At 61.9% G+C, this 13,645-nt stretch carries 13 protein-coding genes and 1 tRNA gene; 8 read left to right on the top strand and 6 right to left on the bottom strand.

From position 1 onward, the window contains the following. Window positions 1–57: 57 nt before the first annotated feature. On the top strand, window positions 58–609 hold the full coding sequence (locus P3T25_RS30435; RefSeq protein ID WP_012434394.1) for a hypoxanthine-guanine phosphoribosyltransferase: 552 nt from the start codon (window positions 58–60) through the stop codon (window positions 607–609). A gap of 135 nt (window positions 610–744) precedes the next feature. Here P3T25_RS30435 and P3T25_RS30430 read toward each other — a convergent pair whose 3' ends face one another. Together P3T25_RS30430 and P3T25_RS30425 are read right to left on the bottom strand one after the other, a co-directional pair. Continuing rightward, on the bottom strand, window positions 745–1,344 hold the full coding sequence (locus P3T25_RS30430) for a MarC family protein (RefSeq protein WP_171926736.1): 600 nt from the start codon (window positions 1,342–1,344) through the stop codon (window positions 745–747). A gap of 12 nt (window positions 1,345–1,356) precedes the next feature. Continuing rightward, window positions 1,357–3,093: a proline--tRNA ligase gene (locus P3T25_RS30425; RefSeq protein ID WP_154558136.1), complete on the bottom strand. Its 1,737-nt coding sequence runs from the start codon at window positions 3,091–3,093 to the stop codon at window positions 1,357–1,359. A gap of 372 nt (window positions 3,094–3,465) precedes the next feature. Between P3T25_RS30425 and P3T25_RS30420 the strand changes: the two genes are divergently transcribed. After that, window positions 3,466–4,209: an RNA pyrophosphohydrolase gene (locus P3T25_RS30420; RefSeq protein WP_154558138.1), complete on the top strand. Its 744-nt coding sequence runs from the start codon at window positions 3,466–3,468 to the stop codon at window positions 4,207–4,209. A 76-nt stretch (window positions 4,210–4,285) separates the two neighbouring features. Continuing rightward, window positions 4,286–4,843 (top strand): CNP1-like family protein, encoded by a 558-nt coding sequence (locus P3T25_RS30415; protein WP_154558139.1) that lies wholly within the window; start codon window positions 4,286–4,288, stop codon window positions 4,841–4,843. A 114-nt stretch (window positions 4,844–4,957) separates the two neighbouring features. Here the strand turns inward: P3T25_RS30415 and proB are convergent, their stop codons facing one another. The 4 genes from proB to rplU form a co-directional block, all read right to left on the bottom strand. Beyond that, window positions 4,958–6,076: a glutamate 5-kinase gene (gene proB, locus P3T25_RS30410; protein WP_093645233.1), complete on the bottom strand. Its 1,119-nt coding sequence runs from the start codon at window positions 6,074–6,076 to the stop codon at window positions 4,958–4,960. Between the two features lie 73 nt (window positions 6,077–6,149). Continuing rightward, on the bottom strand, window positions 6,150–7,274 hold the full coding sequence (gene cgtA / locus P3T25_RS30405; protein WP_154558140.1) for an Obg family GTPase CgtA: 1,125 nt from the start codon (window positions 7,272–7,274) through the stop codon (window positions 6,150–6,152). A 229-nt stretch (window positions 7,275–7,503) separates the two neighbouring features. After that, window positions 7,504–7,767: a 50S ribosomal protein L27 gene (gene rpmA, locus P3T25_RS30400; RefSeq protein WP_007180330.1), complete on the bottom strand. Its 264-nt coding sequence runs from the start codon at window positions 7,765–7,767 to the stop codon at window positions 7,504–7,506. A 25-nt stretch (window positions 7,768–7,792) separates the two neighbouring features. Continuing rightward, complete coding sequence (gene rplU, locus P3T25_RS30395) at window positions 7,793–8,104, bottom strand: 50S ribosomal protein L21 (protein ID WP_007180329.1); 312 nt, start codon at window positions 8,102–8,104, stop codon at window positions 7,793–7,795. A gap of 239 nt (window positions 8,105–8,343) precedes the next feature. Here rplU and P3T25_RS30390 point away from each other — a divergent pair, with 239 nt between their 5' ends. From P3T25_RS30390 to P3T25_RS30370, 5 genes are all read left to right on the top strand, one after another. Next, a complete protein-coding gene (locus P3T25_RS30390) occupies window positions 8,344–9,336 on the top strand; it encodes a polyprenyl synthetase family protein (RefSeq protein WP_054040757.1) in 993 nt (330 codons plus the stop codon). Between the two features lie 36 nt (window positions 9,337–9,372). Then, window positions 9,373–9,449, top strand: a tRNA-Pro gene (locus tag P3T25_RS30385). 203 nt (window positions 9,450–9,652) lie between these two features. Then, complete coding sequence (locus P3T25_RS30380) at window positions 9,653–10,957, top strand: HlyC/CorC family transporter (RefSeq protein WP_171926738.1); 1,305 nt, start codon at window positions 9,653–9,655, stop codon at window positions 10,955–10,957. A gap of 132 nt (window positions 10,958–11,089) precedes the next feature. After that, window positions 11,090–12,397: a GspE/PulE family protein gene (locus tag P3T25_RS30375; RefSeq protein WP_171926739.1), complete on the top strand. Its 1,308-nt coding sequence runs from the start codon at window positions 11,090–11,092 to the stop codon at window positions 12,395–12,397. Next, window positions 12,394–13,623, top strand: coding sequence for a type II secretion system F family protein (locus tag P3T25_RS30370; protein ID WP_429360562.1), 1,230 nt, complete (start codon window positions 12,394–12,396; stop codon window positions 13,621–13,623). The genes P3T25_RS30375 and P3T25_RS30370 overlap by 4 nt, the downstream gene beginning before the upstream one ends. Window positions 13,624–13,645 lie beyond the last annotated feature (22 nt).

The raw sequence follows: 13,645 nt of genomic DNA, 5'->3' as shown, positions 1-13,645 counted from the left end.
ACCGCACGCCGTCGTTCTCACCCACACTATGTATACAGTTACCGCCCGTCAGACGTCATGAACCGCGAAGAAGCTCTCCATATTTTTAGCCACTCCGAAGAAATCGTTTCGGCCGACGACGTCAACGCGTCGATCAGCGGCATGGCTGCCGCCATCCGCAACGAGATGAGCGAGGACTTCCCGCTCGTGCTGTCGGTGATGGGCGGCGCGGCGGTGTTCACCGGCATGTTGCTGCCGCACCTCGATTTCCCGCTCGAGTTCGACTACATCCACCTGACCCGCTATCGCAACACCACCAAGGGTGGCAATGAGATGCAGTGGCGCGTGGCGCCGGCTGAGTCGGTGAAGGATCGCGTCGTGCTGGTGCTCGACGACATCCTCGACGAAGGCGAGACGATGGCCGCGATCCGCGATCGCATCCTCGCGATGGGCGCGAAGCGCTTCCTGAGCGCGGTGCTGTGCGAGAAGATCATTCCGAAGGCCAAGCCGCTGCGCCCGGATTACTGTGGTTTCGAAGTGCCGGACCGTTACGTGTTCGGTTGCGGGATGGATGCGAAAGGCTACTGGCGCAACCTGCCGACTATTCGGGCGTTGACCGAAGGGGCTTAAAGCCTAGTTGTTCTGCCGGCGCCATTTACGGCGTGCATCGGCGTAAAAAAAGCGGCCCACACGAGCCGCTTTTTGTTTGTCAGGCCGGCGATAGCACTGTTGCGCTAACGTGCTGAACCCCGCACCCGATCTCACTCAAAGTTGATGCACAAAAGAGCGGATACCCCCGAGCATCATTTCGACTGAGATCGCCACCAGCACCAATCCCATCAGCCGTTCAAAGGCCATCATCGCGCGCTCGCCGAGCCACGCCTGAATGCGCTCGGCCAACATCAGCACGATCGCGCAGACGACCATCGTGACGGTCAGCGCGCCGATCCACTCGAACATCTTGCCGGGCGCCTGCGACGTCAGCAGCATCACCGTCGCCAGCGCCGACGGGCCAGCCAGTGCCGGAATGGCAAGCGGCACAATGAGCGGCTCGCCGCCGCGCGTGTCACCGCCGAACGGACCGTCAGGATGCGGAAACACCATCCTGAGCGCAATCAGAAACAGCACAATCCCGCCACCGATGCGCAAAGACTGGTCCGTCAGACTCATCATGCGCAGGAAGCGGTCGCCGACCACCATGAAGACCAGCAGGATCGCGAAGGCGATCGCCACCTCGCGGAGAATGACGATCGTGCGCCGCTTAGGCGATACGCTGCGCAGACAACTGATAAAGAGCGGAATATTGCCGAGCGGATCGGTGATCAGAATCAGCAGGACGGTCGCGGATACGAAGGTGTACTCCACCGTCCGCTCCGCTTATTGCGCCAATGCTGCGCGAACCTTGCCGATCACCGTTTGGGCGGCGTCTTCGACCGGCAGCAGCGTCGCTTCAGCGTCGCGGCGGCCTTGATACTCGAGCTTGCCGTCCTTGAGACCACGATCGCCGATCACCAGACGATGCGGCACGCCGATCAGCTCCCAGTCGGCGAACATCACGCCCGGACGTTCGCCGCGATCGTCGAGGATCACGTCGACACCGGCTTCGACCAGTTCCGCGTACAGCTTGTCGGCCTGCTCACGCACGGCTTCGCTGCGGTCGTAACCCATCGGGCACAGCACGACCTCGAACGGTGCGATCGACTCCGGCCAGATGATGCCCTTGTCGTCGAAATTCTGTTCGATCGCCGCGCCCAGAATACGCGTGATGCCGATGCCGTAGCAGCCCATTTCCATCGGCTGCGGCTTGCCGTTCTCGTCGAGACAGGTCGCGTTCATCGCTTCCGAGTATTTCTTGCCGAGCTGGAACACGTGGCCGACTTCGATGCCACGGCAGATGTCGATCACGCCCTTGCCGTCCGGCGACGGATCCCCCTTCTTCACATTGCGGATATCGGCGATGACCGGCTCCGGCAGATCGCGGCCCCAGTTCACGCCGGTGGTGTGGTAATCCACTTCGTTCGTACCCACCACGAAGTCGCTCATGTTCGCGACTGTGCGATCCGCGACGACTTTGATCGGCTTCTTCGTGTTGATCGGGCCGAGATAACCCGGCGGCGTGCCGAAGGTCTCGATGATCTCGGCTTCGGTCGCCATGCGGAAGTCCGCCAGACCCGGCAGCTTGCTTGCCTTGATCTCGTTCAGCTCGTGATCGCCGCGCAGCATCAGCAACCAGATGGTCGGTTCGGCGCCTTCGTTTTCCGTGGCGAGAATGATCGACTTGATGGTGCGCTCGAGCGGGATGTTCAGCAGCTCGGCCACGGCCTCGCACTTTGCTTTGCCCGGCGTCGCGGTCTTCTTCATCTCTTCGGTCGGCGCTGCGCGTTCCGCGTACAGCGGCAACGCTTCGGCCGCCTCAACGTTCGCAGCGAACTCCGAGGTCGGGCAATACGCGATCGCGTCTTCCCCGGTGTCGGCGATCACGTGGAATTCGTGTGAGCCGCTGCCGCCGATCGAACCGTTGTCCGCTGCCACTGCGCGGAAATCCAGGCCGAGGCGTGTGAAGATACGCACGTACGCGTCGTACATCTTGCGATACGACTCGCGCAGGCCTTCCGCGTCCTTGTCGAACGAGTACGCGTCTTTCATGATGAACTCGCGGCCACGCATCACGCCGAAACGCGGACGGATCTCGTCGCGAAACTTCGTCTGGATCTGATAGAAGTTCACGGGCAACTGGCGGTAGCTCTTGATCTGGCCGCGCGCGATATCCGTGACCACTTCTTCGTGGGTCGGTCCGAGCACAAAATCGGATTGCTTGCGATCCTTGAAGCGCAGCAGTTCGGGGCCGTACTTTTCCCAACGGCCCGATTCCTGCCACAGTTCAGCCGGCTGCACCGAAGGCATCAACAGTTCGATCGCGCCTGCCCGGTTCATTTCTTCGCGCACGATGGCTTCCACCTTGCGGATCGAACGCAGGCCGATGGGCAGGTAGTTATAGATGCCACCGGCAACGCGGCGGATCATGCCGGCGCGCACCATGAGCTTGTGGCTGACGATCTCGGCGTCGGCGGGCGCTTCTTTCAGTGTGCCGATAAAGAAACGGGAAGCTTTCATTCAGATTTTCCAAAAGCGGCGGCTCCGGAGGGACCGCCCGAAAGGTGAAAACGGTGGGGAAACCGACACAGACCCGGCCTCGCGCCGGCACGGACTTGCCACATACCCGGCCAAAGTCTGTCCAGGAATCCGGCTCAGACCCGGCAAATGGTCCGCGTATACCAGGCAAAACCCCGGCAAAACCGGCCCGATCGCGGCGCCGAAGCCGCCGCGCAAAGCCTTTGCAGCAAGGGATAAGGCACGGAAAGACTGACAGGCTACCGCAAACGCGGGCCTTTTGCGGCGAATCGTTCCAATCTGGTGCGAATCGGTGCGTCGGGTCCGTTATCTGTTTATAATCAAAGCAATTTTAAAGGATTCGAAGGTGGTTGTATGCTGGATCGTGAAGGCTTTCGCCCGAACGTCGGCATCATCCTCTTGAACGCGCACAACGAGGTGTTTTGGGGCAAACGGCTCCGTGAACATTCCTGGCAGTTTCCGCAAGGGGGCATCAAGTACGGAGAGACCCCCGTGCAAGCGATGTATCGGGAGTTACACGAAGAAACCGGGCTGCTTCCTGAGCACGTCAAGGTGATCGGTCGCACGCGCGACTGGTTGCGTTACGAGGTGCCTGACAAGTTCATCAAGCGCGAAGTACGCGGTCATTACCGCGGCCAGAAACAAATCTGGTTCTTGCTCCGGATGGTTGGACGCGATTGCGACATTTGCTTGCGCGCCACCGACCACCCTGAGTTCGATGCGTGGCGCTGGAACGAGTACTGGGTGCCGCTCGACTGTGTGATCGAGTTCAAGCGGGATGTGTATCAGTTGGCGCTGACGGAGCTATCCCGTTTCATGCGCCGGGCTGCGCCGCGTGCGGAAAAACCTGGCGGGCACCATGGGCCGCGTTATCCCCGGATAGCGTCGTCGATGGAAAGTCCGCCGGATTCGACGATGATGACGGTCACCACCTCGGTGACCACAGTCAGCATCGAAACGTCGATTCACACGACGTTCGCGTCTGATTGCGGTCCGGGCTCCGGGTCGGTTGCCGAAGTTGGCTCCGCGTCGGAACACGAAGACGAATCGGAGCGCGAAACCGCCGGCTCGCTGTTCCGCCCTGGCGTGCGCAATTAACAATTCTGTGCGGCTGTCCACGCCGCTTCTGCTGGTGCGGCTCAATGAGCCGCACCAGTGTTTCGAGGAAACCATATTGAAAGCACTTGCTCTCGTCGTGGCGTGCGTCGCCACCGGCGCCCTGCTGGCTGGATGTTCGAGCGCCGGCAAACCTACCAATAAAGACGACAGCGAGTTTGCCTACCTGTTGGACCGGCCGAGCACCTGGGTTGAAAACAAGGTGGACGCCTTGCCGCCGCTGCCGCAAGACTCGAATCTTCTGCCCTTCGAGGTTTCGGGCAATACGCCGCTGCATTTCGCGATCGATAGAAATTCGCTTACCGTCGGGACCGACGGCGTGGTGCGCTACACCGTCGTCGTAACGAGCCCGAGCGGCGCGCGCAACGTGAACTACGAAGGGATTCGCTGCGATACGTATGAATGGCGCCAGTACGCGGGGCTGAACGCCGATCACGACGGCTGGGATCAAACCGTCGCCAACGACTTCAGGCGCATTGAGAATGGCGCGCTGAACGCCTATCAGGCTGCGCTGTATCAGGATTACCTGTGTGCGAACAAGATGCCCACGGGCAACGCCAAGCAAATTGTCGAGAACATCCGCTACAAGCGCACGCAGACCTCGTTGATTCACTAAGGCCGTTTTCGCGAGCGTCCTTCTTCGAATGTGGAAGCCGCCGCGAATGTGAAAAAGCCGTTCCAGCTCACGCCGGAACGGCTTTTTTTCTGTCGTGCGAACCGTGCTCGGGAGTCAGACCAGCACAAGGTTGTCGCGGTGAATCACCTCAGGCTCCAGCATATAGCCGAGCACCGATTCAATGTCGCCGCTCGGACGCCGCTGGATCAGCTTGGTTTCCGCGCTGCTGTAGTTCGTCAGGCCGCGCGCTACTTCACGCCCTGCCGCGCTCAGGCAAGCGATCACTTCGCCGCGCGCAAACGCGCCCTGCACACCGACGATGCCGATCGGCAGCAAACTCTTGCCGCCTTCGGTCAGCTTTTCGACTGCGCCGTCGTCGATCACCACGTGGCCGCGCACCTGCAGATGATCGGCCATCCATTGCTTGCGCGCCGCCATGCGTGCAGTGCGCGCGATCAACTGTGTGCCGATCGCCTCACCCGAGGCAAGCCGTGACAACACGTCTGCTTCACGCCCGCTCGCGATTACCGTATTGGCGCCGCTGTGCGCCGCGCGTTTGGCCGCGAGAATCTTGGTCAGCATGCCGCCTCGGCCCAAGCTCGAACCCGCGCCGCCCGCCATTGCTTCGAGCTCCGGCGCACCGGCATCCGCCTGCTGAACGAGCGTCGCGTTCGGATCCTTGCGCGGGTCTGCGGTGAAAAGCCCCTGCTGATCGGTGAGGATAATGAGCGCATCGCCTTCGATCAGATTGGCGACCAAGGCGCCTAGCGTGTCGTTGTCGCCGAACTTGATTTCGTCGGTAACGACCGTGTCGTTCTCGTTGATGATCGGCACGACGCCCAGACGCAGCAGGGTCAGCAACGTGGAACGCGCGTTCAGATAGCGTTCGCGGTCGGCCAGATCGGCGTGGGTCAGCAGAATCTGCGCAGTCTGGATCGAATGCTCGGCGAAGCGGCTTTCGTAGACTTGCGCGAGACCCATTTGACCGACAGCCGCGGCCGCCTGCAATTCGTCGATTTCGCGTGGCCGCTTGGTCCAGCCGAGCCGCTGCATCCCTTCGGCAATAGCACCCGAACTGACCAGCACCACTTCCTTGCCCTGCGCGCGCAGTGCTGCAATCTGCGCGGCCCAGCGGCCGATTGCAGCATGATCGAGGCCGCGCCCGTCATTCGTAACGAGGCTCGAGCCGACTTTCACTACCAATCGCCGTGAATCTGCGATGACGGAACGCATTGTGCGCGGTCTCCCAAGATGACGCGTGATGCATGCCGGCAGCCCGTGCAGGCGCCGGCGCTCAGGCTTGTTATTACTGCTGCGGGTCGACGCTCGAGTCGTCCGACGCAGCGGCCGGTGCTTCCGGCTTTGCGCGGAAACGCACGTCAGCAGCGAGATCTTCGGCTTCCGCCGCGCGCTGCGCGTCCGAATGCGCGGCGATGTGGTCATACACCGCGTAGCAAAGACTTTCGCAACCCTGACCGGTCAGCGCAGAGATTTCGAACACCGGGCCCTCCCAACCGTAGCCTTCAAGGAAGGCCGACACGCGCGCTTCGCGCTCGTCTTCGGGCACCATGTCGAGCTTGTTGAGCACCAGCCAGCGGGGCTTCTCATAGAGCAGCTCGTCGTACTTGCGCAGCTCGTTGACGATCGCCTTGGCTTCCGCGACGGGATCGACGGCTTCGTCGAACGGCGCGAGGTCGACGATATGCAACAGCAAGCCGGTGCGCTGCAGGTGACGCAGGAACTGGTGACCCAGGCCGGCGCCTTCCGCCGCGCCTTCGATCAGGCCAGGAATGTCGGCAATTACGAAGCTGCGGCTCGGCCCAACACGTACCACGCCGAGATTCGGCGCGAGCGTCGTGAACGGATAGTCCGCGATCTTCGGCCGCGCGTTCGACACCGACGAGATGAAGGTCGACTTGCCGGCGTTCGGCATTCCGAGCAGACCGACGTCGGCCAGCACCTTCAATTCGAGGCGCACCATACGGCGCTCGCCGGGCTTGCCGTCGGTTTTCTGACGCGGCGCGCGGTTCGTACTGGATTTGAAATGCAGGTTACCGAGACCGCCCGCACCGCCCTGCGCGATTTGCACGCTCTGGTTGTGCTCGGTCAAATCGGCGATCAGCTCGCCGGTTTCCATATCGGTGATAGTCGTGCCGACCGGCATGCGCAGCGTGATGTCGTCGCCGCCCTTGCCGTAGCAGTCCGCGCCGCGGCCGTTTTCGCCGTTGCGCGCCAAATGTTTTTTCGCGTAGCGGTAGTCGATCAGCGTGTTGATGTTGCGGTCTGCAACCGCGATCACGCTGCCGCCCCGGCCGCCGTCGCCGCCATCCGGGCCGCCGAACGGAACGAATTTCTCGCGGCGCATCGACGCGCTGCCATCCCCTCCGTCGCCGGCGATGACTTCAATCCTCGCTTCGTCAATGAACTTCATGCGTAACTCCGTCCCGTGGTGTGCTGCTAGATGGTGCTGCTGGGTTGATGCTTTCAGATGCTGCTATTTTGCCGCGCCCGCCGTGCGGTGGGCAATCGGCCGATCGGCTAACCGCGCCGATTTGGCCGTGCAATCCGCCAATTCTTCGGACAAAAAGCGCTGCAATAAAAAAAGCCCCGCGAACTTCGCGGGGCCTTTTTCCGGTCCTGAAGCCCGTGCCTGATTAAACTCAGACTGCTGCCGGGACGACGTTGACCATGTGCTTCTTCGCTGCGCCCTTCGTCGAGAAATTGACGTGGCCGTCCGTCAGCGCGAACAAGGTGTGATCCTTGCCGATACCGACGTTTTCGCCCGGGTGCATGCGCGTGCCACGTTGGCGAACGATAATGCCGCCAGCGTTGATGGCCTGACCGCCGTAAACCTTGACGCCGAGACGCTTCGATTCAGAGTCGCGGCCGTTGCGGGATGATCCGCCTGCCTTTTTGTGTGCCATTTGATTTGCTCCTTAACCGTTGCGCTTACGCGTTGATCGCGTCGATGCGCAGTTCGGTATAGTTCTGGCGGTGGCCGCCATGCTTCTGGTAGTGCTTCCGGCGACGCATCTTGAAGATGGTCACTTTTGCGTGACGACCTTGCGACACGACGGTAGCCTTGACGGAAGCCCCACTGACCAGTGGCGTACCGAACTTAATCGATTCGCCTTCGCCCACTGCGAGAACCTGGTCGAGCGTGATTTCAGCGTCAATGTCTGCCGGTATCTGTTCTACTTTAAGTTTTTCGCCGACGGCAACTTTATACTGCTTGCCACCGGTTTTTATGACCGCGTACATTGAGAACCTCACTCTGTGTTCATTTTTCCCACGCACCGCGCGCGGAAACCCGTGATTATACATAGAGTTAGCTGCTCGGTCAAAACTCATTGAGAGTCGCCGCGCGCACCGCCCGGCGCCTTGCCGTCCAGCCCCGGCACACGGCCTGGCCGTTGCCTCCGTCGCGCCGTGCCGCAGCCTGCGACCCGGAACTGTCGCGATTCGCCTTATAATTCGCGGCACTACCCAATTCAGCCATCATGTCGTCGACTGCCACCCCCTCCTCCAACGCCGCCAGCCTGCTCGCTCCGATCGCCGAAGACATGCAGCAGGTCAATCGCGTCATACGGCACCGTCTGGCGTCCGACGTGATGCTGATCAATCAGATCTCCGAGTACATCATCAGCGCCGGGGGCAAACGGCTGCGGCCAGCGCTACTGCTGCTGGTGGCGGGCGCACTGGGCGAAACCACCGGGCATCGGCACGAACTCGCCGCGGTGGTGGAATTCATTCACACGGCCACGCTGCTGCACGACGACGTAGTCGACGAATCCGATCTGAGGCGCGGCCGCCAGACGGCCAATGCGCTGTTCGGCAACGCTGCGAGCGTGCTGGTCGGCGATTTTCTCTACTCTCGCTCGTTCCAGATGATGGTCGGCGTGGGCAAGATGCGCGTGATGGAAATCCTGTCAGAGGCGACCAACATCATCTCCGAGGGCGAAGTGCTGCAGCTGCTGAACATGCACGACGCCGACGTGGACGAAGCGCGCTACATGCAGGTGATCCGCTACAAAACCGCCAAGCTGTTCGAAGCTGCAGCCCAGCTCGGCGCGGTGCTGGCCGGTTCGGACGCCAAGACGGAAGCCGCCGCGGCGGAATTCGGCCGCCGCATCGGCACCGCGTTCCAGATCATGGACGACTGGCTCGACTACACGGGCACGGCTGAATCGATGGGCAAGAACGCCGGCGACGATCTGCGCGAAGGCAAACCCACGCTCCCGCTGATTTACCTGATCGAACGCGGCACGCCCGAGCAGTCGGCGCTCGCGCGGGAAGCCATCGAGCAAGGCGGCACCGATCGTTTCGACACCATTTTCGAGGCGATCACGCGTTCCGGCGCGCTGGATCACACACTCGAGTGCGCGAAGCAGGAAGCGATGGCCGCAGCTGCAGCAATTTCTTCATTTCCGGATTCCATTTTCAAAGATAGCCTGCTAGAATTATGTTCTTACTCGACGGCAAGACAGTCTTGAACGAGACTGAAACACCGTAAGAGTCCAGTACCAAATCGGGGTGTAGCTTAGCCTGGTAGAGCGCTACGTTCGGGACGTAGAGGCCGGAGGTTCGAATCCTCTCACCCCGACCAGATTTGCCTTGTTAGTTCAAGGCTCGAAAAACCGCCCAGCTTGCTTGGCGGTTTTTTTGTTTTGGGTCGCGATTTTTTGTGCCCCGCCGACGCCTTGCCACAACATACGATTTGTCCCAGTCTTCATAGACCATCCGCGGAGGCGGCTCGCCCAGCCCCCTCTGCTATATTCTCTCCATCCCGTCCCCTATCCTTCACTACGCGTGGAACAACTTCCCTTATGGGCGCAGATCGGCGCCGTCTTTCTGCTGCTTATCTGCTCCAGCTTCTTTTCGATTTCCGAAACGGCGATGATGGCGATCAACCGCCATCGCCTGAAACACCTTGCCAACCAGAATGCGCTCGGCGCAAAGACCACTCAGGGCCTGCTCGCGCACACCGACCAACTGTTGAGCGTGGTCCTGATCGGCAACAATCTGTTCAACACGATCATCCCGGTGCTCACCACCTCGATCGCGCTGCATACCTTCGGCCATAACAATGTAGTGCTGTCGATCGCGACCGGCATCGTTGCGTTCCTGATCATCGTGTTCGCGGAAATCACGCCGAAGATCGTCGGCGCGACGTTCCCCGAGAAGATCGCCCTGCCGGCCAGCCTGCTGATCGCGCCGATGATGCGCGTCGGCAAGCCGCTCGTCTGGTTCGTCAATCTGTTCGCGAATACGATCCTGCGCGTGCTGCATATCAATACCAAAGGCGCGCAAGATCAGCGGCTCTCCACCGAAGAGCTGCGCACCATCGTGCTCGAATCGGGCAGCTTCATGCCGACCAAGCACCGCAGCATTCTGTTGAACCTGTTCGACCTCGAAAACATTTCTGTCGACGACGTGATGATCCCGCGCCGCCGCATCGAAGCGCTCGACTTTGACGCACCGTTCGAACAGATCCTGCATCAGTTGGAAACCTGTTATCACAACAAGCTGATCGTCTATCAAGGCGACATCGACCGGGTGCTCGGCGTGCTCCACGTGCGCAAGACACTGGCTGCGCTGCACAACCAGGAACTGGAGCGCGAGACGCTGCGCGAACTGCTGGCCGAGCCGTATTTCGTGCCGAGCGGCACCCCGGTATTCCAGCAACTACAGTACTTCCAGGAAAGCCGTCACCGCACGGCGCTGGTCGTGAACGAATACGGCGAGTTGCAAGGGCTGGTTACGCCGGAAGACATCATCGAAGAGCTGATCGGCGAATTCACTACGTCGATTCCGCGTAGCGCCAATTCGCGCGGCGGATGGAACGAGAACGGCGAATGTATCGTGGCGGGCAGCATGCCGCTGCGCGAACTGAACCGCTGGCTGCATCTCACGCTGCCGACCGACGGACCGAAAACGCTCAACGGCCTGATCCTCGAGATTCTCGAAGAGATTCCGGACGGCGACGTTTGCGTGCAGATCCGCGAGGTGAAACTCGAAGTGATGCGCAGCGACGACCAGGCGATCCGCACCGTCAAGCTGTTCAAACCGCCCACTCGCACGGGCGCGAAAGCCGTCAAGGCGGCGCGCGGTTAAGGCCTACACGCTGCGCAGCGTCGCACATCGGCTCGAAACGCGCCATTAGCCGATTGGCTGAATGGTGGTGCCTGCGGCGTTACCGGATGATGGAGTCGTCGTGTTCTACAGGCGGCTCATCACCGGTCTCTCATGCAAGATTCTTTTCAACGCGCGGCGTCGTTGCGGCCTGTCGCCGTCGATAGCGAAAGTCCAGCGAAACCCAGACATAACGCCTTTGCGGCCGACACCAGTGCCAGCTCCAACCTCAACTCGAGTCTCCCCGATTCCGACAACGCGCCTGCCGTACGCCTATTGACCGACACCTTGCAGGAGGCAACCCGCCGCAATGCGTCGGACCTGCACATCGAGCCGGCGGAGCACGGCTGGCGCGTGCGTTTGCGTATCGACGGCGTACTGCATGAAATCCCTCAGCCCCCTGCGCATCTGCGCGATGCGTTCATCACGCGCGTGAAGGTGCTGGCGCGCATGGATATCGCCGAGCGGCGCGTACCGCAGGACGGACGGCTGCGTATTGCCACGTCGCCCGGTCGCGTCGAAGACTATCGCGTCAACTCGCTGCCTACGCTGTTCGGCGAAAAGCTGGTGTTACGCAGGCTCGACGCACTGCCCACCGATCTATCGCTCGACTCGCTCGGCCTCGATCTACGGCAACGTGAAGCCGTCGATGCCGCGATTCGCGCGCCGCACGGCCTCGTACTCGTCACCGGGCCCACCGGTAGCGGCAAGACGCTTTCGCTGTACTGCTTCCTGCACATGCTCAACGACGAGGCGCGCAATCTGTGCTCGGTAGAGGATCCGGCGGAGATTCAACTGGCGGGTATCAATCAGGTGAGCGTGCGCGAAAAGGCTGGCCTGACGTTCGCGGTGGCGCTGCGTGCGTTTCTCCGTCAGGACCCCGATGTGATCATGGTCGGCGAAATCCGTGACGACGAAACCGCCGATGTTGCCGTGAAGGCAGCGCAAACCGGTCACCTGGTGCTGTCCACCTTGCATACGAACGACGCTCCTGCTGCTGTCGCGCGCCTGATCGACATCGGCGTCGAGCCTTACAACCTGGCCGCCGCGCTAAGGATGGTGACGGCACAGCGGCTGGTGCGGCGACTCTGCGTGGCATGCCGCGCACCGGCGCCGCAATCGGCAGCGGCGCTGCGAGCAGCGGGCTTCGGCGACGATCGTCTCGACGGTTGGCAACCATTCGCCGCCACCGGATGCGAAGCCTGCCACGGCATCGGCTACCGCGGCCGCGTCGGAGTTCACCAGGTGATGCCGGTCTCCGATGCGATGCGCGAGTTGATCGTGGCACGCGCAGGCACCCATGAGCTGGCCCGGCTCGCGCAAACCGAACAGGTCGCCACCTTGCGCGACGCAGCCCTGGCGCGTGTACGCGACGGCACGACGAGCCTGACCGAAGCGCTGGCCGCCACCGAGGTCACATGAACACAGCGACGACTCACCCACCCCCAACGCCCGAGATGCGTTTCAGATGGCGCGGCGTCGATGCCGACGGCGTACAGAAAACCGGTGCGCTCATTGCGCCGGACGTCAGCACCGCACGAGCCATACTCAAGCGCGAAAAGCTGTTCATCGTCGAACTCGCGGCACGCGGGCACGCGCCACGCCCTCAAACCCGCACCACCGACGTCACGGTGTTCACACGCCAACTCGCCAGTCTGCTGCGCGCCGGCTTACCACTCGCGCCTTCGCTAGAACTGCTGGCGCAAGCGGATGATTCGCGCCGCCAAGGTATGCCGCGGATCGTCGGCGCACTGGCACGCGACATCACCGGTGGCCTGCGCTTCTCCGCAGCATTGCAGCGGCATCCTGCGCAGTTCAACGCGCTGTACTGTCAACTTGTCGAAGTCGGCGAAGCAGCCGGCGCGCTGCCGGCCGTCCTCGCCCGGATCGCCGACGACCGTGAACGCGCTGCCGCGCAGCGTGCCAAGGTGCGCGCGGCGCTCACCTACCCGGTCGCGATCCTGTTGCTTGCGATCGCAATTACCGCCGCGTTGCTGGTGTGGGTCGTGCCGACTTTCAAGCAGATCTTCGATGGCTTCGGCGCGAAACTGCCCGCGCCCACGCAGTTCGTGCTGGCCTTGTCGGCGGGTGCCGCGCGCTGGAGCATTCCTCTGGTCGTCACGGTTTTCGCCGCGGGCTCGGCTATGACGTTTCTGCTGCGACGTTCCGAAGCTGCGCGCATTCGGTTCGCCCGCTTATCGCTGACAATGCCGGTCGCCGGTTCATTGCTGCGCACGTTGTGCGCGGCGCGCTGGAGCCGCGCACTCGGTACCTTGCTGTCGGCCGGCACACCGCTCGCGGATGCGTTCGATTCACTGACTCACGCCACCGGCAACGCTTTCTTCGATCGCGCCACGGTGGAGATCGCCGCCCGGCTGCGGCGCGGCGAACGGCTCGCCGCCGCGATGCACGCGGCGCACTGCTTTCCACCGGAGGTAGTGCAGCCGGTTGCGGTTGCCGAGGAGTCCGGGGCGCTCGACACGATGCTGATCGATGTGGCGTCGCTCGCCGATCGTCAGGTAGACGAAAAGATCGGCACGCTCTCGAGCCTGTGCGAACCGCTTGTCATCATCGTGCTGGGCACGCTGGTCGGCGGCCTGGTGATCGCGATGTATCTTCCCATTATTCAACTCGGCAACGTGGTGTAGCATCGCAGCCGAATCCCACCCT

The organism is Paraburkholderia sp. GAS32 (assembly GCF_050434225.1).
Classification (GTDB): domain Bacteria; phylum Pseudomonadota; class Gammaproteobacteria; order Burkholderiales; family Burkholderiaceae; genus Paraburkholderia; species Paraburkholderia madseniana.
The sequence above is the reverse complement of the archived record's forward strand: the minus strand, read 5'-3'. Positions and strand labels throughout refer to the sequence as shown.

Bases quoted from the DNA above. Each gene is read 5' to 3' on its own strand.
- P3T25_RS30435 (WP_012434394.1), top strand. From the start codon at position 58: ATGAACCGCGAAGAAGCTCTCCATATTTTTAGCCACTCCGAAGAAATC.
- P3T25_RS30425 (WP_154558136.1), bottom strand. From the start codon at position 3,093: ATGAAAGCTTCCCGTTTCTTTATCGGCACACTGAAAGAAGCGCCCGCC.
- P3T25_RS30420 (WP_154558138.1), top strand. From the start codon at position 3,466: ATGCTGGATCGTGAAGGCTTTCGCCCGAACGTCGGCATCATCCTCTTG.
- proB (WP_093645233.1), bottom strand. From the start codon at position 6,076: ATGCGTTCCGTCATCGCAGATTCACGGCGATTGGTAGTGAAAGTCGGC.
- cgtA (WP_154558140.1), bottom strand. From the start codon at position 7,274: ATGAAGTTCATTGACGAAGCGAGGATTGAAGTCATCGCCGGCGACGGA.
- rpmA (WP_007180330.1), bottom strand. From the start codon at position 7,767: ATGGCACACAAAAAGGCAGGCGGATCATCCCGCAACGGCCGCGACTCT.
- rplU (WP_007180329.1), bottom strand. From the start codon at position 8,104: ATGTACGCGGTCATAAAAACCGGTGGCAAGCAGTATAAAGTTGCCGTC.
- P3T25_RS30390 (WP_054040757.1), top strand. From the start codon at position 8,344: ATGTCGTCGACTGCCACCCCCTCCTCCAACGCCGCCAGCCTGCTCGCT.
- P3T25_RS30375 (WP_171926739.1), top strand. From the start codon at position 11,090: ATGCAAGATTCTTTTCAACGCGCGGCGTCGTTGCGGCCTGTCGCCGTC.
- P3T25_RS30370 (WP_429360562.1), top strand. From the start codon at position 12,394: ATGAACACAGCGACGACTCACCCACCCCCAACGCCCGAGATGCGTTTC.